The organism is Neolewinella aurantiaca, assembly GCF_008014675.1.
Taxonomy (GTDB): Bacteria; Bacteroidota; Bacteroidia; order Chitinophagales; family Saprospiraceae; genus Neolewinella; species Neolewinella aurantiaca.
On record NZ_VOXD01000003.1, the window covers coordinates 87,662 to 110,821 of the forward strand.

The window sequence follows — 23,160 nt, forward strand, 5'->3', positions numbered from 1 at the left end:
ACGAAAATGGTTAGTGGGCTTATCGTACTACCTCCGGTTGATCGTCAGCCAAAAGTTAACAATATGCTCCATAGCGCCCCGGTAGGCCTTGGGTGCGGTGGGCTTATTTACAAAGGCCGATGCTCCCAGCTGGTACGCCCGGTCGATCTCCTCCTGGTCTTCGGAAGAGGAGAACATTACGATAGGAAAGGGAGGGCGGACACCGCTGTCCTGAAGTGCTTTGAGGACACCAAAGGCATCGATGCGGGGCATGTGGAGGTCCATAATCGCAAGGCTGATACCTTTAACGGGATGGTTTTTTTTGTAGAATTCAAGGAAGTGGGCTCCATCACGGAGCCTGACCACATCGATCTTCTTGTCGATCTGGAGTAGCGTACGCTTCGCAAGCGTCGCTTCGAGAGGATCATCCTCGATTAGTAAAACACGGTGGGATGTCATTGTAGCTTTCTGTAAAAAATAGGTAGGCAGATGCAGGAGACCGGATCGCTGGCTTGCGGGAGCGGTCTTCGGCTTATTTTACTCGTGTAGGGATTATTACATTGGCAAGGTAAGGAAATAGTCGGTTAGTCTGTTAGTCTTTTGTTTTTTTAGAAAAGTGATGCTCATCGTTTGTTACCGGAATGCCGCCCGATCGCTTCCTTCCGGCCGCATCCGCCTCCGGCGGATAGCCTTGAGAAGCGACCTCAGGTCGCGTTTTTCCGCGTAGGTGATGCGGGGCCAGCGGTCGATCATCCCCGCTATTCACCGGAGATGAAGGTGGCCGGGTGGAGCCGGTTAACTCTCTTTGCACCTGCGGCCGCGCCTGATCCGGAAAGGGTAGGGAAGACCGGTAAAACAAAGAAGCCCCTCCGGCCGGTTGGCAGGAGGGGCTTCTGTTTGTGTTCAGAACCTAAAACGTCTGGGAGGAACGGGTTAGGCCTTAACAGGACTTGCTTTCTCAACGTCAGTAGTAGACTTCGCTTCCAGGTCATCCGTGAGGTCATGGACAATCGGAGTGGCGATGAAGATCGAAGAGTACGTACCTACGAGGATACCAACCAACAGAGCGAACGCGAAGCCTTTGATGCTGCTACCACCGAAGAGGAAGAGAACAAGGACCACGATCATGGTGGTAAGGGATGTAATGATGGTACGGGAAACCGTGCTGCTTACAGCAGCATTGATAACTTCAGTCTTGCCACGGCTAACGTAAGTGTTCAGGTACTCACGGATGCGGTCGTAAACTACTACCGTATCGTTGATCGAGTAACCGATTACGGTAAGTACAGCCGCGATGAACGCCTGGTCCATTTCCATGTTGAAGCCAAAGAGGCCCCACCCGAAAGAGAACATACCGAGTACGATGATACTATCGTGGAAGAGGGCCGCAACGGCACCGAGCGAGTACTGCCATTTGTTAAAGCGGAGCAGGAGGTAAAGGAAGATCAGAAGGAGACCAATGCCACCGGCCCAGAAGGCGGAGCGCTTGATATCGTCGGCAATCGTCGGGCCTACTTTGCTCACGCTGGTTACGTGGGTACCGGAATCTGCGCCAAGGTCGCCGAAGGCGTCCAGCGTCAGGTTACCGCCAACAACAGAGTTCACACCGGTGTAGAGTGCCTCGAGAACAACGTCCTGAGCTTCTTTACCGTCGATCTGGCCGGTCTGGTCTACGAGGTAGTCCGTCACGATGTTGAAGGTGTTGTCGCTGTCGACAGCCTTGATGGTTGGCTCACTGCCAAATGGTGTGGCGAGTGCATCGCGCAGGTCCTGAGAATTAACATCCTGGTCGAACTCAACAACGTAGCTGTAACCACCCTTGAAGTCTACACCGAGGTCGAAACCTTTGGTGAAGATAGAAGCGAGGGAAGCGATGATGAGAACACCGGAGATGGCGTAGGTAAGCTTGCGTTTGCCCATCCAGTCGATGTTGACATTGCTGAAGAGGTTCTGAGAAGGAGCGGTCCAGAAGCTGATGCTCTTGCCTTTGTCCAACCACCATTCGATGATCAGGCGACCAACGAGAACGGCCGTGAAAACAGACGAAACAACACCTACCATAAGAACTACGGCAAAACCCTTGATGGGGCCAAGACCGAAGTAAGCGAGAACCGCAGCGATGAGCAGCGTGGTAACGTTAGCATCGATGATCGCAGAGTAAGAGTTGCTGAAACCGTCGGTTACGGCGTTGCGCTCGGTCTTGCCGGCGCGCAGTTCCTCACGGATACGCTCGTAAATGATTACGTTGGCATCAACGGCCATACCGATGGTAAGCAGGATACCGGCAATACCAGGAAGGGTCAGTACGGTACCGAAGCTGGACAGTGCACCAAAGATGAAGATCAGGTTGAGCAACAGGGCGAGGATCGAAACGATACCAGCACCACCGTAGTAGAACAACATGAATACCAGTACGAGGCCAAAACCGATCAGCAGTGCCATGATGGAACTGTTGATGTTGGCAGCACCGAGGCTGGGGCCAACGATGCTCTCCTGGATGATCTGTGTACGTGCGGGCAGACGACCAACCTTCAGGATGTTGGCGAGGTCGGTAGCGTCCTGTACGTTGAAGTTACCAGTGATGGCAGTATTACCACCGGGGATCGGGCCGTTTACGCGTGGGGCAGAAACAACGCGGCCGTCGAGCAGGATCGCTACCTGACGGTTGTTGTCGTTGGCAGCCTCCGTGGTCATACGGGCCCAGGTACGGGCACCTTCAGAGTTCATACTGAGGTTTACCGCTATCTGACCGTCGGGCTGAGGGCCGGAAGAGGTGTTGGTAATGGCTTCGCCGGTAAGCAGTGCCTCACCGGAGCGGGGCATCTGGAGCTGGTAAAGCGCGTAGAGGTCAGTAGCGGCTTCGCCTTCAGCACCTGGCAGTGGCGATTCTTCCCAACGGAAAACAACATCGCGGAACTGGCGGGCTACTTCAGGAGACTCAAGCAGCTCAGATACAGCCTCCAGGTCTTTCTCGGCAGCGATACCAAGAACGGACTCACCGAGGTTGCCGGTGTTGGGGCTGAAGATGCTGAAGAGCGGTCCGGCGGTTTGCTGAACTTCCTCGGTCGTGTCGATGCTGGCGATCTCGTTGGTAAGGTTACCAAGGTCATCCAGAGCGTAAATCGTATCGTAGCGAACGGTCTTCTCTTCAACGTAGTTGCTGTCGCGGCCCGCTTCGATCTTCGCCTTGCGGTCGAGTTGCTGATCGAGGGTTACGAGAGCATTGATGGCAGCATTGTCGACACGCTTAACGTGGAAAAATTCCAGGTTGGCGGCAGCCTGCAGGAAGGTACGTGCACGGGCGGGGTTTTCGATGCCCGGCAGCTCAACGAGGATCAGGTCACGGTCAGCGTCGAGGCTTACGTTAGGCTGAACAACACCGAGTTGGTCAATACGCTTCTTAAGCAGATCGTAAGTCAGCTGTACCGTTTCGTTGGCTTTTTCGCGGAGTACGCGTACAACCTCAGCGTCGGAAGAGTTGATGTTGATGTCTTCGCGAAGTGCGTCGTTGCTGCTGAAAAGACTGGCCAGTTTCTTGTCGCCGCGAACTTTCTGCCATTCGGTGGCGAAAAGTGCGATGAAATCGTCCTGGGCGTTTGCTTGAGCTTGGGAGGCTTGGTCAATTGCTTTATTAAGAGTGATGTCGTCCTTGTTTTTCCGGGAGAGCGCAAAGAGGAACTCTTTGAGGTCTACCTGGAGGACGACAGACATGCCGCCCTTGAGGTCAAGTCCCAGGTTAAGCTGTTTGGCTTTCAGGTCCTGGTACGTGAATGATTTGAATCCGGGTACTTTTAGGATCTCCTGATCGGAGATGCTGTCGAGAAAGTACGCACGCTGGGCGCGGTACATCTCACCTTCGGTCTCGCCTGACTGCTCCTGCGCAAAGTCCTCTGCTTCAGCTTCCTTACTAGAGGTAGGAATGATGTAGAGGTACTGTACTGCAGTAACAATAAGCATGACCACAAGGAAGAATTTGATAATTCCCTTGCCTTGCATAATGAAAAAATTTAGGTTTAGCGGGGCCCAACCTACTATGAAGTGAGTTAAGGACCACCACAATTAAAAAAGGGTGATTGAAAGTGCCGGCTTACAAAACAAAAGCCCCTTGTGAGGGCCAGTAGTGATGTAAAACCAGCGTTCACGAAGCCGGAGCCTCCCAGACCCGGATTTCGCGAAACGGCTGCAAATATACGAATAGTTCGTTTATACCCGTAGTAGCCCAGGAATTGTAAAACTTATGGTAAGAAGGCCAGCACGCAGTAGCGGGAAAAGCGCATGCGAAGGCTTTTGCCATTTTAATGATATGGGCGCGGACGCAGGTGCAATGGATGTTTTACGGTCGGCTCTTATCTTTTATGTTCCGCTGCCCGGCACTACTGCCGACTTACCCGACGTATCTTATAAGGCTCTATTGTTGGTTATTCGTGATTGCTTGACAAGGCACTAGACCTGAGGTCACGAACAAGGCAAACCTCACGTTGGTTATATAGATTATGCAAGATGGCTTCAAGAAAGATGACCTTTTACAATTTACTGAACGCGGAATATGGTGCCCGCCCGCCGATATCTACATCGACCCCTGGCGGCCGGTAAAGCGGGCCATGATTACCCACGGACATTCCGATCACTCCCGCTACGGACACGATTCCTATTTGTGTACCACTCAGGCGGCCCCGGCCATTAAGTATCGTTTGGGCGATATAAACCTGCAAACGGTAGACTTTGGCAAACGCACCGTTATCAATGGTGTAGAGTTTTCTTTCCATCCGGCAGGGCACATTCTTGGCTCGGCTCAAATCAGAGTAGCCTACAAAGGAGAAGTGTGGGTTGCTTCCGGCGATTATAAATTAGAGAACGACGGCCTGGCCGAACCGTTCGAGTCTGTTCCCTGCCATACTTTTATTACCGAATCAACCTTTGGTTTACCTATTTACGACTGGAAGCCCCAGGAAGAAGTCTTCGCCGCCATCAACGACTGGTGGCGGGCCAACGCCGCCGAAGGCAAGGTGAGCCTTATCACTGCTTACTCCCTGGGGAAAGCCCAGCGCATAATTCAGAGCCTCGACACCAGCATCGGAAAAATATACACTCACGGAGCCGTAGAAAACATGAACGAAGTGATGAGGGCGCAGGGCGTTCCGTTGGCTCCTACAACCCGGGTAACGCAAGAGATTGCACCCAAAGACTACCCGGGCCACCTGGTGATCGCTCCGCCCTCCGCTCTGAACAGTAGCTGGATTAAAAAATTCAAACCTTTATCCCGGGCAGTAGCTTCGGGCTGGATGAGTTTGCGGGGCGCGCGCCGCCGCCGGTCCGTAGAACGGGGTTTTGTTCTCTCTGATCACGTAGACTGGAAAGACCTCAATGCCGCGGTGGATGCCACCGGAGCCGAACGTGTAATTGTAACCCACGGTTACACCAACATATACACCAAGTACCTGAACGAAAAAGGCATCCTGGCGCAGGCAGCCCAAACGGAATTCTCCAACGAGGGGGATGACGTTAAAGAGGAAAGTGCTGAATCCGGAAAAACGGAATCATGAGAGAATTTGTGCAGCTATTTACCCGCCTTGACCAAACTACGAAAACGACCCGTAAGGTAGAACTACTGGTCGACTACTTCGGGCAGGCCAACGATCAGGATCGCCTTTGGGCGATCGCCATCCTTTCTGGCCGCCGCCCGAAACGCTCGGTGAAATCTAGTTTGTTACGCCAGTGGGCGGCCAGCCTTGCCGGCATTCCTGATTGGCTCATGGATGACAGTTACCACGTTGTGGGTGACCTGGCGGAAACCATCGCTCTCGTTCTGCGTCCTCCCGTACGCACCCAGAACCGCTCACTCACGGAATGGATCAACACGGTGAAAGGCCTTGCTCTCCTGACGGACGAGGAAAAGCAGGAAGTAATCCTGAGCGCCTGGGAATCAATGACGACCGCCGAACGATTTGTGTTCAACAAGCTGATCACGGGAAGCTTCCGTGTCGGCGTATCGCAAAAACTCATCATCAAAGCCATCGCCCGGTTCGAAGAACAGGAAGAAAATGCTATCGCCCACCGCCTGATGGGCAACTGGACGCCGGATACTACAGATTACGAGAATCTGATCAGATCGTCTAACCCCGCCGATGATGACTCGCGCCCGTACCCCTTCTACCTGGCTTATGCACTGGAAGCAGAACCTGCTACACTGGGTAGCCCCGATCTATGGCAGATTGAACGTAAATGGGACGGTATTCGCGGGCAGGTCATTGTACGCGAAGGCGAAGTATACGTCTGGTCACGGGGCGAGGAGTTGGTAACGGCTAAATTCCCTGAGTTTCATCCACTGGCTTCCCTGCTGCCCGATGGTACTGTAATCGACGGTGAAATTTTGCCGTTCAAAGACGAAAAACCGCTGTCCTTCAACGTCCTTCAAACCCGCATCGGCCGTAAAAATGTAACCAAGAAGATCAGGGAGTCTGCTCCGGTTATTCTGATGTGTTATGACCTGCTGGAGTACAACGGGGAAGACATCAGGGCTCGCCCGCTGGGCGAGCGCAGGGCTTTACTGGAGCAACTGGTGGCGGGTGTTACGGAGCCGGGCATACTCTATTTATCCGAAGTGCTTGAAATCAATGATTGGAGCGAGGCCGTAGACGCACGGGCACAATCCCGCGAAAACCTGAGCGAAGGTTTGATGGTCAAAAGAATGGACTCTGCCTACCGTTCGGGACGTAAAAAAGGAGACTGGTGGAAATGGAAAATCGACCCGCTAACGGTCGATGCCGTCATGATCTACGCTCAGCAAGGGCACGGGCGCCGGGCTAACCTTTTTACCGATTACACCTTTGCGGTCTGGAAAGGAGAGGAACTCGTGCCCTTCACCAAAGCCTACTCCGGCTTAACGGACAAGGAGTTCAAAGAGATTACCTCGTGGGTGAAACGCAATACGCGCGAACGCTTCGGCCCGGTGCGCAGCGTAAAACCGGAACAGGTATTCGAAATCGCCTTTGAAGGAATAAATGCCTCGAGCCGGCATAAGTCAGGCATTGCCCTGCGTTTCCCACGAATGTTACGTTGGCGAAAAGACAAACCAGCAGGGGAAGCCAATACGCTGGCCGACCTTCAACAAATGCTGATTCAATATGGGTAAGCAGATGGGCCGGAAAGAACAACTGGCATTAGGAACAGCCTGGTTTGAAAAACAAGGATGGAAGCCTTTCCCGTTTCAGGTGAAAACCTGGAAGGCTTACCTGCAGGGCAAAAATGGTATGGTAAACGCCGCTACCGGAAGCGGAAAGACCTACGCTTTACTTATGCCCATTATGCTGGAGTTTGTGGCCCGTCACCGCCACAAAGACGAATACCCTGCAGACAACGGTTTGCAGGCGATCTGGATATCACCGATCAAAGCTCTCACGGTCGAAATACAGGCAGCTGCTCAGCGCCTCGTGAAGGACCTTAACCTGGGCTGGCGGGTGGCTGTCCGTACCGGAGATACTCCCGCGGGTGAACGCACGAAACAGAAAAAAAGCCCACCCGAAATCCTCATCACCACCCCCGAAAGTCTGCACTTGCTGCTGGGGAGTCCTAACTATAAGGAAGTCTTCAGCGGATTGAAGGTACTCGTGGCGGATGAATGGCACGAACTGATCGGTTCTAAGCGGGGCGTACAGGTGGAGCTGGCATTGTCCCACTTACGCCACCTGATTCCGGGCTTACGTACCTGGGGGATCTCGGCGACCATCGGCAATATGGAGGAGGCCGCCGCAGTACTCTTCGGCGCGGAGTACGATGCCGGAAACTGGGAACTCATCCGTGCTGATATCCGAAAGAAAATTGACGTTCAGACGATCATCCCCAAGGATATAAAAAAGTTCCCCTGGGCAGGGAACCTTGGTACAGTACTGGTAGAGCAGGTCCTGGAGATTATCAACGCCAGCCGTACCACTTTACTGTTTACGAATACCCGGCGCCAGTGCGAGCGCTGGTATCAAACGATCATCGATCATGATCCGGAGCTGATTGGCCTGACGGCCATGCACCACAGCGCCATCGATCAAAAACAGCGGTTGTGGGTAGAGCAGGCCATCCATGACGAAAAGCTCAAGGTGGTGGTCTGTACCTCAGGTCTGGATCTGGGCGTCGACTTCCGTCCGGTGGATACCGTAATTCAGATCGGAAGCCCGAAGGGGGTTGCTCGTTTTCTGCAACGTGCCGGCCGGAGTGGTCACCAACCCAACGCCACGAGCCGGATACACCTGGTGCCCACCCACGCCTTCGAACTGATCGAAGCTGCTGCCTTACGTCAGGCTATCATCGATGAGAAACTGGAAAGTCGTATTCCCTACCGGCGTTCCTTCGATGTGCTCGTCCAGTACCTCGTCACCCTCTCGGTGTCAGGGGGCTTCGATGCGGATGTGATTTACGAGGAGGTCAGACAGACTTTCGCTTTTGCGGATATTACCCCCGCTGAGTGGGAGTGGTGCCTTGACTTTATTTGTACCGGGGGCAGTTCGTTGCGGGCCTACGATGAATACCAGCGGGTGGGTTTGTATAAGGGCAAATACTACATCGTTAACCAGGCAGTAGCTGCCCGCCACCGAATGGGGATAGGTACGATTGTGAGTGACAGTATGATGCAGCTTAAGTACCGCAACGGTGCCAAAATCGGTAATATCGAAGAACGTTTTATCTCAAGCTTGAAGAAAGGGGATGTCTTTGTCTTTGGTGGTAAAAAGTTAGAGGTTGTCATGATCCGCAATATGGAAGTGCGGGTGAAGAAAAGTAAGAAGAAGAACTTCATCACTCCCTCCTGGTCTGGCGGAAGGATGCCCCTCTCCAACCAGTTGTCTTCCGGGATTCGTGCTCAGTTGACGTTGGTGCAGGAAGGAAAGTTTCTTACCAGGGAACTCGAAGCCGTCAAAACGTTGACTGATATTCAGGCTGACCGCTCTCATGTTCCTACGGAGCAGGAACTTCTGGTTGAATACTTTCAGGACAGAGAGGGGTACCATCTGGTTTTCTACCCCTTCGATGGTCGTTTCATTCATGAAGGTCTGAGTAGCTTAATCGCCTGGCGCATTAGCCAGCAACAGCCCATAAGTTTTTCCATCGCGGTCAATGATTATGGTTTTGAACTGTTGACCGATCAGCCTCTGGATCCCTCAGCATTGCTTGATCCGGCGATCTTCTCTACGGAGAGTCTTTGGGAGGACATCCGCCATAGTGCCAACGCGACAGAAATGGCTAAGCGTAAGTTCCGGGACATCGCCTCAATTTCCGGACTGGTATTCCAGGGATTCCCCGGCTCACGAAAAAGCGACCGGCATTTACAGGCCAGCGCCCAAATGATTTATCAGGTTTTCAAAGACCATGACCCTGACAATCTCTTGCTGCAGCAGGCTAACGAAGAAGTGCTTCGGTTTCAGTTGGAGGAAACACGTTTACAAGCTGCTCTCCGCCGGATACAGGGACAGGAACTGATAATCCGTGAGCCAAAGCGTCCTACTCCTTTTGCTTTTCCTTTAATCGTCAGCAGGCTGAGGGCCAGGGTGTCCAGCGAAACCCTGAAGGACCGTATACAAAAGATGAAATTAAAACTGATCAGACCATGATGCTCAATCTGAAAGGCCAGAATTTGCACCTGAGCCCGGATAAAGCCATTTTTTGGGAAGAGCAACATAGCCTCATTATGGCCGATCTGCATTTGGGAAAAGCTGCCCACTTCCGTAAAAAGGGCCTCGCTGTTCCCCCCCAGATACTGGAGGATAACCTCACGCGGTTGCGGGAGTTGATAGAACTGTACAGCCCCGAGCGGGTACTTTTCCTGGGCGACTTGTTTCACAGCAGGCTCAATAAGGTATGGGAGGTTTTTACGTCATTTCTGGAAGATCATGCCGAAGTCGATTTCGTTCTGGTTAAGGGGAACCACGATATACTGCCGGCTGAGGCCTACGAAAATTCTGCTCTGCAGATATATCCGGATACGTTGCTCGAGCCGCCGTTTGTCTTTTCACATTATCCGTTGGAGGAAGAAGTGCCTGGTTATTACAACTTTTACGGCCACATCCACCCGGGAGTAACCCTGGGAGGGCGGGGGCGGCAATCCGTGAAGTTACCCTGTTATTTTTTTGAACCAACACGTGCTGTACTGCCTGCTTTCGGAGCTTTTACGGGCTTGTCGATGATTTCACCCGGCGCCGGAGATCAGGTGTTCGTGATTGTAGAAGGCGAGGTGATGGAAGTATGATTCTTATGAGAGCCGGAGACAGCACTACCAACAGTAGTGGAGAATATCTCCAAACCAATTTGACTTAGCTGTAAATCGTAACTCAGCATTTATACTAATTCAACCATTACGGGTATGAACTGTCCTAACCAGGCACTACATCTACCTTTGTCAGGACAATAAAAATATATGAGCTCCATCTCCGAAACCAGAGCAGCAATAGTTGCTGACGGCAATCGCTTCACCGGCCTCCTGCTCACCCTGGGAGGAGCTGTGCTGTTTAGCTGTAAGGCGATCGTAATCAAACTGTCTTACCTCGATTACGAAGTAAGCAGTATCGTGTTATTGGGGCTCAGGATGGCTTTTGCGCTCCCTTTTTTCCTGCTGATAGGTTACCTGAAAGGCAAAAGAACCGGCGATCAGCAAAGCATCACGCCCGGAATTTTAGGAGTCGTTGTCGTATTGGGTGTTTTTGGTTACTATCTGGCCAGTTATACCGATTTTATCGGGTTGCAGTACTTAAGTGCGGGGATGGAAAGACTTATTCTTTTCAGCTATCCGACGATGGTTTTACTGCTGCAGCGGGTAGCCTTCAAAACGCCGATCAAGCCTGTTCAGTGGCTGGCTACTCTTCTGTGTTACGCAGGCATAGGTCTTGCGTTCAGTGGTTCTGATTTTTCGTTTGGCGATAACTTTTCGCTCGGCGCAGGATTGGTCTTCCTCAGTGCGCTGCTTTACAGTTTTTACGTGATTGGCAGCGGTAAAATCACCCCCCGCATCGGAAGTATCCGTTTCACGAGTATGGCAATGCTGGCTGCCTGCGCCGTGGTGTTACTGCACGTTCTGGCCAGCGGAAATACGCTGTTGGGCCTGCCTTCGGGCTTATACGGCTATGCGATTATCCTCGCGATTTTTTGTACCGTAATTCCCGGATATATGGTCACCGAAGGTATCCGCAGAATCGGAGCCAATGACGCAGCCATCCTCGGAGCGGTAGGGCCGGTGGCCACCATCGTACTCGAGTTCTTCATCCTCGGGGAACACCTCAACCTGGTGCAGGCGCTGGGGGCAGGATTGGTTATTCTCGGGGTGGTTATCATCGGGCGGAGTAAATAGTTCGTTGGTCTGTTGGATCGTTAGTATTTTGGCCTCCACGAACCAACGCACCAGCATACCACCACTCCAACGAACCAAAATATCATGCGCTACTACCTCATCTCCGGCGAGCCCAGCGGCGACCTCCACGGCGCGCACCTCATCCGTGCCATCCGTGCGGAGGATCCGGAGGCGGAGTTTCGGGCCTGGGGCGGCGATTTGATGGAAAACGCCGGAGCAACGATTGTGAAGCACTACCGCGACCTCGCCTTCATGGGGGTCGTCCAGATCGTTAAGAACCTCCCGACGATCCTTCGGAACGAGCGCTTTTGTAAAGACGATATTGCGAATTACAATCCCGACAGATTGGTCCTCATCGACTATTCCGGTTTTAACCTCCGCATCGCGAAGTGGGCGCGCCCGGAGGGCTACGATATCAGCTATTACATCAGCCCTCAGGTATGGGCTTCGCGGTCGGGCAGGGTGAAGCAAATCAAGGCTAATGTAGACCGCATGCTCGTCATTTTGCCGTTTGAAGAAGCGTGGTACGCCGAACGGGGCGTCAGTGCAACCTTCGTTGGTCATCCGTTACTGGATGTTGTTAAAGAAGCAGAAGAGAAGGCGCGGCCGCAGGGTGCAAAGAAGGTTAATGAGTCGGGAGTCTGGAGTCGGGAGTCTGGAGACGCCCGACTCCAGACTCCAGACTCCCGACTCAAACCTTCCCGACTCCAAATCGCTCTTCTTCCCGGTTCGCGCAAACAGGAGATATCCGTTGGCCTTCCGCTGATGCTCGCAGCTGCAGCCCTGCATCCGGAGCACGACTACGTAATTGCCGGAGCACCGGCCCAAAACCTTGCTTTTTACGAACAGCTCATTGCATCCTGCGGCCGCGCCCCCGTAAACCTGCAGGTGGTGATGAACGATACTTACGGTATTCTCCAAACCGCCCACGCCGCGGTGGTGACCAGCGGAACTGCGACGCTGGAAACGGCTCTTTTTGGTGTCCCGCAGGTGGTTGTCTATAAAGGAAACTGGCTTGCGTACCGAATTGCCCGCTGGATGGTAGGGAGCCGGATTAAGTACATCAGTCTTGTCAACCTTGTCATGGATGCACCCGTAGTACCGGAACTTATTCAGGCAGATTTCAACCCGAAAAACCTGGCCGCCCACCTGGAAAAAACAATTGCCGGCCCCGTGCGGGACCAGCAATTGAATGACCTCCAGCGCTTGCGCGAAAAACTGGGGTCAGGAGGAGCTGCGAAACGTGCAGCCCGGGCGATTGTTACTTCTTCTTAGCGTTGCCGAAAATCACGAGCAGTGCGTAGATCAACCCCGGAAGGTAAAAGAGAAGCGTCAGAATGAGGGCAATCCAAAACTTGGTATTCAGTTCTCCCTGGTGAACCAGAACGGCCACGGGAGGAAGCAGGATGGCGAGAATCACGAGCAGAAGCGTATTGGTGTCGGCGTCACGAACGCCATTCTTTACGTCCTGTTTGTACTGCTTCAGGGCTTGTTTCAAGTCTCTTTTTTGCTCCTTTTTGAACGCGCGGCGCTCTTTGGCAGTCATTGCTGCCAGTTTAGCCTTGTACTCAGCGGTTGCTGCAGCAACTTCTGCTTTTGTGGGGGTGTCGGCTTCGGTTGTAGCGGGGGGAGGAACAACGATCGCAGCCTGCAGGGGGGCAGCGAAGGAAAGCACCAAAGCGAGGATGAGAGAAAGGGTAGAAAAACGCATACGGATGTTGGTTTTTGTGTGAGAGCAATACTGCTGAGAATTGAACTCCAAACAGGGGTGCTCTTGTTCACTCTCACCAATAAATAAGATTGGCGGGTGATGTTTTCATCAGGAGACTCATGATCATCTTTGCCGGATAGCGGTTTTTTGCCTGCCGGCTGCTCTACGGAGAAAGTAAAAGAGCGGCACCTGGGTCTGTTCAGGTGCCGCTCAGTTTCGCCGAAGCTGTTTGATGTTTTCACCGTTTTAACCGGCAGTACCGGTTTGCTTCAGTTGCTGCATACCACGCCAAAACCAGCGGGCCCACAGAAACGCAAGCAGAGGAAAAACGACCACGCTCAACGGGTGATAGTAGATGGCCTCGGCGAGATCGAAGTGAATCAAATGCATGAGGCCTCTCGTCATACCGCAGCCGTAGCACTCCTGGCCCAGCAGCAATACCGAAACGCATTTGGGCTGGCCCGAGTCGAAATAGGTTGCAGGCAGCACCAGCAGGAGTACTGGGATAACCACGAGTGCGGCGAGCTTAAGGTAGATGAACAGGGTTTTCATCGGGCTAGAGGGTAGGGTCGTACGCACTGCCATCGGCAGGGCCCAGGTCACCGGTCGCTATCCGGATCAGGTCAATGAGCGCCCAGATGCCGCATCCGCCGAGGGTAAGTAGTTGCAGGATACCAATGGTCGTGTACCCGAGGTAAAAGCGGTGGATGCCGAGGCTCCCGACCACAAGGACCAGAATGAGAGCAACCACCTGGCTCTTGCTACCGTCGGCCGGGGCTTTGCCTTTGGCAGCACGCTTCATCTCTTTCTTTACTTTTCTCTGCGCAACCTTAAGGCCGATGGATTCTTTGAGGGTCAACTTTTTGCCGGTAGCCTCCCGGATTTTACGGGGAGTAAGGGACAGGAAGTCTTCGGTGGTGATTTCCTGGTCCGCTCCGAGGAAAGCCTGAGAAACAGCGGGGTCAACCGTTGGAGCGGGGGCAACAACGGCGGCGGAAAGAGAGGTGACGGTGAGGCACAGGAACAACAGGGCCAGGGGTAATTTCTTAAGTGTCATGATAAATCTGGGTTAATAATCAGGTGCTTACTCTATAAGGTTTTCAGCGTGGCCTCCCTACTCTGTTGATAAGGATTTTCGGGGAACTCCCTTAGGGGTATGGTGGGAAAATCTCCCAACCGTGGCCGAAAGGTATTTCCACTTATCCTAAAACAGAACATTCACGTTATTCTTAACGGAAATTTATCAGCCCGGTAAACTTTGTTAACGCTATTTATAGAAATCATCCTTGTCAACCTCGGCAAGGTCAATAAAGAGCTGTCCGAATTTGGCGGTTACGTCCTTGAAAAAGCGGGCGCCTTTTTCGGCCGTCGACTTAGCTGGGTTTCCGGTTCCGGTACTTGCCGTTACCTGAGACCACGGCCGCTCCCGCCATACCCACGGCTCGGTAAACGCCTTGATCCTCGGTTCTTTTTCTGCTCCGTCGTCAGCTTCGGATAAGGGGAGGACCAACTCAGGCCGAAGGTGAAGCACGAGGCTGGTTTCCAACTCACAGGCATGGTCTCCGCCTTCTTCCACGTAGTCGTACCGATCAAAGGTCTTGAACCAGTTGGTCTCAACGAGGAGCATGTCGGGAAACTCGACGCCTAGTTCGCGCAGCATCGTCCGGAAACTATTGCCGCCATGACTATTGAAGACCACCAGTTTTTTTATGCCCTGCCGGTCCAGCACCGTGATCAGGTCGCGCAGAATGGCCAGTTGGGTACTCGGCATCAGGTTCATGTCGAGCGTGATGTCTGTTTGGCCCGTATTGACGCCGAACGGAATGCAGGGCAGGATGATGACTTTTGCTCCGGCTTCCCATGCAATTCGTCCGGCTTCAGCGGCAATGGCTTCGCCTTCGATGATGTCGGTACCGTAAGGCAGGTGATAATTGTGGGCTTCGGTAGCCGCCCAGGGGAGAACAGCTACTTCGTAGTTGGTGGCTTTTACTGCTTTCCAGTTGGTTTCGGCGAGGAGGTAGGGGCGGGGCATGATATTCGATATTTGATTAGCGATGGGCGGTGTGCGATTGAGAGTATACGCAGAATCTCCATCAAATATCCTACATTCTTACCACAACTGGTGCACTCCGGCCTTAATCATCTCCTCGTAGATTTCGTTCATGCCGTCTACCTGGGCCTGGGTGAGGGGCGGCAGTTCGGGAACAGATAAATTGGAGTTGAGGTGCTGGATTTTGGATGCCCCGGGGATCACACAACTCACTTCAGGGAAACGAAGGATCCACTGCAGCGCCCGTGGCGCGAGATTTGTCTCTCCGGGGAAAACCCTCTTCATCCGTGCCATCGCCTTTAGCCCCAGGTCGTAGTCAACGCCGCTGAAAGTCTCTCCTTTGTCGAAGCCCGCGCCGTCGCGGTTGAAGTGGCGGTGGTCATCCTTGCTGAAGGTAGAGTCGGTGGTGAACTTGCCGGTAAGCAGGCCGGAGGCCAGCGGGACACGCACAATAATACCGACATTGCGCTGCTTCGCCTCCTGGAACAACAGCTCCGATGGTCGCTGGCGGAAGACATTGAAAATGACCTGTACGGTCGTCACGTTGTCGTACTGCATCCCCTTCAGGGCTTCTTCGACCTTTTCGACGCTGATACCGAGGTGCTGGATTTTGCCTTCCTCCCGCAGCCGCTCGAACAGGCCGAATATTTCAGGCCGGTAGTAAACTTCAGTAGGGGGGCAGTGCAACTGGATGAGGTCGAGTCTTTCAAGGCCAGTACGACGGAGACTGTCTTCCACGTAACCGCGCAGGGCTTTTTCTGTATAGCCTTCGCTCAGGTGCGGAGTGATTTGGCGACCACATTTGGTAGCCACGTAAATTCGCTCAGGCCTGCTTTTAACGACACGACCTACGGCTTCCTCACTCAGGCCGGCCGAATACACATCGGCCGTATCGATGAAGTTGACGCCCGCATCGATGGCAGCGTGTAGAATACCTTCGGCAATCTTATTACTGAATGGATCTCCCCATTTTCCACCCACCTGCCAGGTGCCAAGGGAGATTTCGGATACCTCAAAATTCGTTTTACCTAACGTACGCTTTTGCATGAATTGAATATTTGGTAGGAGTAGTGCCAGTACATTACATTTGATGGAGAACCCCGGTTGAAAAACCCAAGCATAATTTTATGGACCGCTACAAATTCGATTTCCAATTCGACGCCAAACAAATGCAACGGGAAGTAGCAGAACTGGAGGCGACCTCGGCAGACTGGATAAATCATTTTGTAACCTCCAATTATGAGGGCAAGTGGTCGGTCATTCCGCTGCGGGCAAACCGGGGTGCTGAGCACCCCGTGAAGATGATTTACTCTGACCCGACGTCGGATGATTACGTAGATACTCCGTTTCTTGCGCAGAGCCCTTACCTGGAGCAGGTACACGCTCATTTTAAAACCCGTTTGTTCTCCTCACGGCTTATGCGGCTTGGCCGTGGCTCGGAAATCAAGGAACACCGGGATTACGGCCTGGATGCCGACTCCGGCACGGCGCGCATCCACATACCGGTAACAACAAACCCCGGTGTCCGCTTTCTCCTGAACGGAAGCAGGGTGGTAATGGAAGAGGGGAGTTGCTGGTACCTGCGGCTTTCCGATCCCCATGCTGTCACTAATGACGGCCCGGACCGGGTTCATCTGGTTATAGACATGGAAGTGAACGATTGGGTGGCGCGGCACATGAAGAGTTGAAGCCTTTTCTTCGGTATACTGCAAACGAAAAGCGGATGGAACATTGCTGCTCCATCCGCTTTATTGCACCTGCGTCAGCGCCTGAAAGAAACATCGGTAAATTGATGGGAGTACAACAGATGTCATGGGCCCACCACTTACGATGTTGGTTTTTCAGGAAAACCTATAGTGTGTTATAGGAATCATTAGGCTTCAGGGGCTCAACATTCGGAATCAATAACCAGATGCTGGCGATGGCAGTAAAGGCCATTGCTGCACCCAGAATGAAAACCGGGCTGTAGTTACCCCCGGCGGTTAGCCATGGAACGAGTGCAGTCAGCCCGGCACCTGTCAGCTTAGCTGCTGTTCCGGAGAAGCCGGAAAGGGTGCCGACCGTTTTGCCTCCGAACAAGTCGCTTGGCAGTGTTTGTACGTTACCGATAGCCGTCTGAAATCCGAAGAGGACAACAAACATGATCAGGGACGCAGCGAGTGGTCCGCCGGGATTGGAAAGTGCCAGCAGGCTGGGAAGCATAATCACACACCCAAGGGTGATGACCAGCTTGCGCGTGTAGTTGACACTCTTTCCGGCCTTGATCCGGTTTTGAGCCAATAACCCACCAAACCAGGCTCCGAACATCGCACCTACGTAGGGAATCCAGCCGTAAGCCTTGATTGCCTCGGTGTCGATTCCGTAGGCTTCGAAAAGGTAAATGGGAATCCAGATGACGAACAGCCACCAGATCGGATCGATTACGGCCGAAGCAATAATGACGCCCCAGCTTTCTTTGTGGGAAAGCAGTTTGCCAGTACTTGGGTTATACCCTTCGTCAAAATCACCATCCTCGTCGAGGTCCTGGTTTTTTTGTCCGGTAAGGATGTATTCCCGCTCTTCGTCCGTTATCCAGGGGTGGGATTTTGGTGGTGATTTTACCAAGATCAACCACGGAACGAGCCAGAGTAAGCCGGCCATACCCACGAGGATGAAGATCATCTGCCAGCTGTAAACGGCGGCTAAGTAGGAAATAATCGGAATAGATACAATTCCACCAATGGCTGCGCCAGAGTTAAAAATCCCCTGGGCCAGCGCGCGTTCCTTGGTCGGGAACCACTCTGCATTGCCCTTCGTTGCACCGGGCCAGTTTCCTGCTTCAGCTATACCGAGAATAGACCGGAAGATAGCAAAGGTGGCCAGACCGGTAGCAATGGCGTGCGCCGCAGTGGCGAGAGACCAAAAGCCGATAGAAAGGACAAAACCCAACCGGGTGCCGATCCAGTCGAAAATCTTACCGAAGATCGCCTGGCCAAAAGCGTAGGAGAATATGAACACCACCGAAATGAAGGCATATACTTCCTTGCGTTCATCAGGGGTGTAATCAGGGTACATCTCTAACGAGATGGTTGGCCAAAGCACGCTAAGTGATTGCCGGTCGATGTAGTTAATGACGGTAGCCAGCGCGATCAGCGCAACTACCCACCATCTTAGTCCTGATACTTTCATGAGTGCTTAACTGATGGCATGAAGTCCTCGCGGTGAGGGCTGAAAACATCGATGAGTACACCTGCTTTGGTACATACGCATCCGTGCATTACGTGCGGTGGGATGTAGTAAGAGTCGCCACCTTTGATGGTTTTCACCTGGTCACCGATGGTCATCTCAAACTCTCCACTCTCGACGTAGGTAACCTGGCTGTGGTGGTGTTCGTGCAGTTGGCCTACGGCTCCTGGTTCGAAGTGAACCTTAACGAGCATGATTTTGTCGTCGAAGCCGTGGATCTGGCGCTTGAGGCCGGGACCGACTTCTTCCCACTCGATATCGTTTCCGTAGAGAAATTCTTTACTTGCTTTCATTGTTATTGGTTTTAATGAGATGATGAACGCCTTGCCAATTATAAGCGCGTCCGTTGATATTGAGGTTATGACTGACCGAGGGGTCAGCATTTTGATTTGAAATAAGGATCATCCACTGTGTGCCATCCTGATGGTTAAAACTCAGGCCTGTGTATTCCGGAGAATCCACTACCAGGTTTAGGTCCGTTATGTGGCCATAAGGATCGTGTGGTATTTCGTTGCGGGGAGTATAGCTGCCGTGTGTTTCCAACACAGAAATAAAGGTAGCATTTGCCCGGCCATTTCTACGGTGGATGAGCCCGGGTGCGCGACGAAGGTTCATTTCCGGGTCATTTGCCCCCAGGCGAACCAGAAGTACCTCGTCTTCCGCGTCGGTTACCGATGTTTGGGTAAAGAAACGGCCATTATGAAACCAGTTAAACTGTAACTGCCCTTCTTTCGGTTTGCAGTTGGCTTCGGCCCATAGGTGCTGGTAGCCGTGGTTGGTGCCGAGCGGTTTCATTACGTTGTTGATCTCACAGTCGCAATTGTTTTCCAACATCTGGCCTTTGTACCATAGCGGCAAATCGAAGGATGCGGAGGCGCTGCCGCTGGTGCGAAGTACGCTGATGAGCAAGGGCTCCTGAAACGCATCGTCTTTGAGCAACCACATGCTGCGGTGCATCTCCCGGCCGGGGTAAGCGTTGTTTTCTGTTGCGCTTACGAGTTGAAAATCGGGGTTGCTGATGTCGGCTGCGTAAAGGTTGGGGTGGAAGTTTTCCGCCTTACTGATTTCTCCATCGAAGTGCGAGGTCTGGTTAACCACAAGCGCGTTGTGGGCGACGGTCTGCTTTGCCCAGGTATTGTTTTCTTTGAGGTACCGTCCTCCGCCTTTCTGATCGATGTTGACCCAGCGGGCTGATCCGTAATCCTGAATTACTTCGCCCCGTTCGTTGTAGAATGAATAGCCGAGGCGATCAAAGTGACCGTGGCCCATGCCCTGGGCTGCGTACTTGAACAGGAATACTGAGGCATGGTCTTCTTCCGCACCGTAAGCCCTGATGACCGCAACGCCTCCTTCCTTACCATCGGCTCCATCGGTGAAGAGGACAGAGGTAGGGCGAAAAGGCTCGGCTTTTCCTGCTGCAACGGCGTCGCTCACGGCTTTGCCGGCAGCGTTCAGGGATACTGTTCCCTGTTTTTCTGCCAGGGTAAGCAGACTGGGATCGTTGCCGTAGAGGTAGTAACCGTAGTCTACAGATTTAACCACTTCGTCGGAGTACAGAGACATTCCTTTGTGCGAATCGTTGATCGGGAAAAAATCACCGGTTGGGTCGGCCTGCAGAACCAGGGCATTGATGGCTTTTCCGAGAATACCGTCGCGGTATTCGAGGATGTTGAGGCCTGGTCTTTTTTCGTCGAGCGCCTCTCCGAAGAAGAGGAAGGGGGAAAGGGCATAACGAAGGTAGTAGGGGCCTTCGGCGAAGTACCCGTCAGGCGAAAAGCTCAGGTCGAGTTGTGGCAAGAAACCCGCACGGCCGTACTTGTCTTTGATCAGACCGCTGTCGTTGTCCCGAAGGTCATCCGGCAGGCTTTCAGGGGGGAGGCCGTTCAGTGCGCGATCTACCAATTCATCGTCATCCATTACCAGCCCGATCATACCAACCGCGGCACAAGCCCAGGTAGAGTGATTGTGGATGCGGTTGAAAAACTGAGGGGTTTCGACGGAGAGGAAGTCTGCCATCGGGCGGAACAGTTGCTCGTTCAGTTGTTTGCGTTCTTCTTCGGGGAGCCAGTCGTAGATGTCGTCATAGGCATGGCTGACGTAGACCAGCCAGTTGGCATCGTTCAGGCATTGCCAGAAGAGCTTACCGGTAGCATAAGAGCGGTTGGTAGGATGACGGGGCAGGGTAGGGTAGAGCTCGGCGTATTCGAAGAGAACATCGCGAATGAACGTGGCGTAGCGCTTGTCTCCCGTATGGGTGAAGAGTGCGCCGGCATCGCAAAGCGTGCTCCAATTGCGTTTGTGTTCTTCGTGGGTGTAACCTCCGGCCATGTCTTTAGGGACGGGCACGTTTACGCCTTGCTCCATGATAGCGTCCACCCGCACCTGCGTGCGCGCCAGCTCCTGCTCGAACAGCGTGTCTGTATTCTTTTCCTCCGCGGGGGAAGTACAGGCCGCAAAAAGCAACGCTATAATACAGATGAAAATATGGTTCCTGATAATCATTCGCTGAGGTTTGTGCCCACTGTACGACCACCGGCCGTTGTGATGGGTTCGGTAAGGTTGAGTTGGAGTCCGGAAGTGTTGTAAGGCTCTCCGTTGTCTTCAATAGTAGTGCCGCCGGAGAACACTGAATTCATGATGTTGACCACAGGTTCGCCGACCACCAGATGGAGCTGGAGAGGCTTGGAGTCGTCGAAAATACAGTCGTTGATAGTGACGACCTGGGTGCCGTGCAGGCGTACGGAACTGCCGGTACCGTTGCGCTTATCACCGCCGATTTCGTCGAAAGTGGAATTTGTAATGGATACCATGGGGCCCAGGGTACTTTCGTCCCGGCCACCGCGATGAACGAGGATAGCTTCCTGGCCAATATCATCGAACAGGCAATTATCGACCACTACATTCTGTGCGTTATAGATGCCGATGTCATCGGTCTCCCGGTCGAGGGCAAGGACGCTGCCTGAAATGTTTTCGAAACGGGAGTTGCGCAGTACGATGGAGTCGGCCATGGTGTTTTTGGCCACACGGAGAACGTTGAAACTGTGGTTGATGTCGAGGTCAGCGAAGTCGCAGTCTTCGATCAGTAGTTTGTAGTTGTTGATCATGGAGTACCGGCTGGTTTGAATTACCGCGTTCAGGGGCTTGTCCCGACATTCTTTGCCGTCGACGCGAACACCTTTCAGGGTCAGTCCGCCTCCGTTCTCGATGTTGAACAGGCTGGTTTTCTGGAAGGTCAGTACCGGTTTCTCGGTAAGGCCCTGTGCTGCCTCGAAGGTCAGGGGGTGGGTCAGTACTACACTTTTGGTCTGGAGGTATTCTCCTGCTTCGGTCAGACGGATAATGTCTCCGGGGGCAGAATTTCTTGCGGCCTCCCAGAGGGTGTTTTCGCCGGCTTTAACCTCGATGACCTTGCCTCCACCGAAGAACTGCTCGTCCTGTACACGTGGATACCAGGTTACACCGGTATTTTCGGGGGTTGCCATCAATTCGATGCCAGCCCGGATGCTGTCGCCGGCGGGAGTGTTTAGGGGTATTTTGACGCCGCTGTCGAGTGCCTCAAATTCTATTTCTTTGCTGACAAAGCCATCCTGCTGGAAGGGCTCCAGGCCAGGGTTGACGATGTTACCCGCGAAGGTGATGCCGCTCATGTCGTCAAAGGCAGAGAAGAGTTTGCCTCCGCTTTTGCGGTAGAATACGTTGTTGGAAATTGAGGAACGCTCGGGCTTGGCGCTTCTTTCTTCGTCGTTGCCAACGCCAAGTTGTACGTGGTCGCAGTCGATCAATACGTTGTTTTCGGCTTTGGAGTCGGTAACCTGTACGTAGCGGTTCAGCGGGGAGTTGGGGACACCGTTCATCACAGTGAGCGCACTGCGAAAACGGTACCCGCGTAGTTGTTCGAGGTAGTTGTTTACTACTGTTTGCTTCGCATTGATGATTCGAATGCCTCCGGTATTGGCCACGCCGTTGCCAAAAAAGAAATTATTCTCGATGGTTACTTCGTTACCGTGGCGGATGGTCAGTGTACCGGTACTTTCAAAGAAGGTATTGCCCTTGAAAACATTCTGTCCGCTCTTATTGGAAATGATTTCAACCTCTCCGTTACATTTGTAGAAGTAGTTCGACTCTACCACCGTGTTGGAGTTGCTCTCGCAGTAATGGCTGGTTCCGATACGAAGGGTTTCGCCACCATTGGAGCCAAGGACAGCGCGGTGTCCGAAGAAATTATGGTCGATTCGGTGAAAGTTCTCCCTGCTGCCTTCGGTGGCGAGGCGTACGGCAAGTACAACACCCTGGTTGCGTTTGCCGGTGAGGTAATTGTGGTCGAACCGGTTGTGCTTACCGTACAACGCTACCCAGTAGTCGCTTTCGAAGCGTTCCGATGGGTTATAGTTGTCGATTACACACTCAGTTATGCGGCAGTTGTTGCAAAGGTCTTCTTTGCTGGTCCGGAAAGAGATTACTTCACTCGTTGGGGTAAATCCGTTTCTGAACACGAGGCCCTCAACGTGAATGTACTCTCCGGAGATTCTGAGGTTTGACTGTCCTTCGAGGAATACTTTACCTTTTTCCTGCGCTACGAGTTTTATGGGCTGTTCAGAGGTTCCTGTTCCGGTAAGTTTTATTTCGAAGTCGCTATATGTACCATTAGCCAGTGTGATCACATCACCTGGTTTTGCGTTTTCTATGGCGGCGTTCAGTTCTTCTGCCGAAGAAACGAGTCCTTCAGGAGCGCCACAGCTGTAAACGAGACTCAAGAGAGCCAGACAGCTGAGCAGTGGGATTTTGGAAATTAATTTATACATGGTACGGTAGCTAAATGACCCGGACGTTGGTGGTAAAAGTACCTTCCACGTCCGGGTCCTGAAAAGT

General features: G+C 52.9%; 18 protein-coding genes. 7 read left to right on the top strand and 11 right to left on the bottom strand.

The window, feature by feature from the left end; genetic code table 11:
- Positions 1–27 precede the first annotated feature (27 nt).
- Positions 28–438, bottom strand: a complete 411-nt coding sequence (locus FUA23_RS02685) for a response regulator (RefSeq protein ID WP_147929172.1) — start codon at positions 436–438, stop codon at positions 28–30.
- Between the two features lie 474 nt (positions 439–912).
- On the bottom strand, positions 913–3,975 hold the full coding sequence (secDF, locus tag FUA23_RS02690) for a protein translocase subunit SecDF (protein WP_147929173.1): 3,063 nt from the start codon (positions 3,973–3,975) through the stop codon (positions 913–915).
- A gap of 497 nt (positions 3,976–4,472) precedes the next feature.
- Between secDF and FUA23_RS02695 the strand changes: the two genes are divergently transcribed.
- The 6 genes from FUA23_RS02695 to FUA23_RS02720 all read left to right on the top strand — a co-directional run bounded on the left by FUA23_RS02695 (position 4,473) and on the right by FUA23_RS02720 (position 12,580).
- Positions 4,473–5,522: a ligase-associated DNA damage response exonuclease gene (locus tag FUA23_RS02695; RefSeq protein ID WP_147929174.1), complete on the top strand. Its 1,050-nt coding sequence runs from the start codon at positions 4,473–4,475 to the stop codon at positions 5,520–5,522.
- Positions 5,519–7,111 (top strand): ATP-dependent DNA ligase, encoded by a 1,593-nt coding sequence (locus FUA23_RS02700; protein WP_147929175.1) that lies wholly within the window; start codon positions 5,519–5,521, stop codon positions 7,109–7,111. Before FUA23_RS02695 ends, FUA23_RS02700 begins: the two co-directional genes overlap by 4 nt.
- The gene (locus FUA23_RS02705; RefSeq protein WP_246144003.1) at positions 7,104–9,575 is read left to right on the top strand and encodes a ligase-associated DNA damage response DEXH box helicase; all 2,472 of its coding nucleotides are present in this window, start codon (positions 7,104–7,106) and stop codon (positions 9,573–9,575) included. Before FUA23_RS02700 ends, FUA23_RS02705 begins: the two co-directional genes overlap by 8 nt.
- The gene (pdeM, locus tag FUA23_RS02710) at positions 9,572–10,210 is read left to right on the top strand and encodes a ligase-associated DNA damage response endonuclease PdeM (RefSeq protein ID WP_147929176.1); all 639 of its coding nucleotides are present in this window, start codon (positions 9,572–9,574) and stop codon (positions 10,208–10,210) included. Before FUA23_RS02705 ends, pdeM begins: the two co-directional genes overlap by 4 nt.
- A 168-nt stretch (positions 10,211–10,378) precedes the next feature.
- A complete protein-coding gene (locus tag FUA23_RS02715) occupies positions 10,379–11,305 on the top strand; it encodes a DMT family transporter (RefSeq protein ID WP_147929177.1) in 927 nt (308 codons plus the stop codon).
- Positions 11,306–11,389: 84 nt separating this feature from the next.
- Positions 11,390–12,580, top strand: coding sequence for a lipid-A-disaccharide synthase (locus FUA23_RS02720; RefSeq protein WP_147929178.1), 1,191 nt, complete (start codon positions 11,390–11,392; stop codon positions 12,578–12,580).
- Here the strand turns inward: FUA23_RS02720 and FUA23_RS23040 are convergent.
- The 5 genes from FUA23_RS23040 to FUA23_RS02745 form a co-directional block, all read right to left on the bottom strand.
- Positions 12,567–12,731, bottom strand: coding sequence for a YqaE/Pmp3 family membrane protein (locus FUA23_RS23040; RefSeq protein ID WP_406603404.1), 165 nt, complete (start codon positions 12,729–12,731; stop codon positions 12,567–12,569). The two genes, FUA23_RS02720 and FUA23_RS23040, sit on opposite strands and share 14 nt — an antisense overlap.
- Before the next feature lie 531 nt (positions 12,732–13,262).
- Positions 13,263–13,568, bottom strand: a complete 306-nt coding sequence (locus FUA23_RS02730) for a DUF2752 domain-containing protein (protein ID WP_187270861.1) — start codon at positions 13,566–13,568, stop codon at positions 13,263–13,265.
- Between the two features lie 4 nt (positions 13,569–13,572).
- Positions 13,573–14,073: a TM2 domain-containing protein gene (locus tag FUA23_RS22540; protein WP_222706980.1), complete on the bottom strand. Its 501-nt coding sequence runs from the start codon at positions 14,071–14,073 to the stop codon at positions 13,573–13,575.
- Positions 14,074–14,283: 210 nt separating this feature from the next.
- Positions 14,284–15,048 carry a creatininase family protein gene (locus tag FUA23_RS02740; protein WP_147929180.1) on the bottom strand — a complete coding sequence of 255 codons (765 nt, stop codon included), beginning with the start codon at positions 15,046–15,048 and terminating at the stop codon, positions 14,284–14,286.
- Positions 15,049–15,126: 78 nt separating this feature from the next.
- The gene (locus FUA23_RS02745) at positions 15,127–16,113 is read right to left on the bottom strand and encodes an aldo/keto reductase (RefSeq protein WP_147929181.1); all 987 of its coding nucleotides are present in this window, start codon (positions 16,111–16,113) and stop codon (positions 15,127–15,129) included.
- 80 nt (positions 16,114–16,193) lie between these two features.
- Here FUA23_RS02745 and FUA23_RS02750 point away from each other — a divergent pair, with 80 nt between their 5' ends.
- Positions 16,194–16,754, top strand: coding sequence for an aspartyl/asparaginyl beta-hydroxylase domain-containing protein (locus FUA23_RS02750; RefSeq protein WP_147929182.1), 561 nt, complete (start codon positions 16,194–16,196; stop codon positions 16,752–16,754).
- 163 nt (positions 16,755–16,917) lie between these two features.
- Here FUA23_RS02750 and FUA23_RS02755 read toward each other — a convergent pair whose 3' ends face one another.
- The 4 genes from FUA23_RS02755 to FUA23_RS02770 are packed head-to-tail and all read right to left on the bottom strand — an operon-like array spanning position 16,918 to position 23,093.
- Positions 16,918–18,234, bottom strand: a complete 1,317-nt coding sequence (locus FUA23_RS02755) for an MFS transporter (RefSeq protein ID WP_147929183.1) — start codon at positions 18,232–18,234, stop codon at positions 16,918–16,920.
- Positions 18,231–18,584 (bottom strand): cupin domain-containing protein, encoded by a 354-nt coding sequence (locus tag FUA23_RS02760; RefSeq protein WP_147929184.1) that lies wholly within the window; start codon positions 18,582–18,584, stop codon positions 18,231–18,233. Before FUA23_RS02760 ends, FUA23_RS02755 begins: the two co-directional genes overlap by 4 nt.
- Positions 18,571–20,793, bottom strand: a complete 2,223-nt coding sequence (locus FUA23_RS02765) for a heparinase II/III domain-containing protein (protein ID WP_147929185.1) — start codon at positions 20,791–20,793, stop codon at positions 18,571–18,573. The genes FUA23_RS02760 and FUA23_RS02765 overlap by 14 nt, the downstream gene beginning before the upstream one ends.
- On the bottom strand, positions 20,790–23,093 hold the full coding sequence (locus FUA23_RS02770; protein ID WP_147929186.1) for a polysaccharide lyase 6 family protein: 2,304 nt from the start codon (positions 23,091–23,093) through the stop codon (positions 20,790–20,792). Before FUA23_RS02770 ends, FUA23_RS02765 begins: the two co-directional genes overlap by 4 nt.
- Positions 23,094–23,160: the final 67 nt, after the last annotated feature.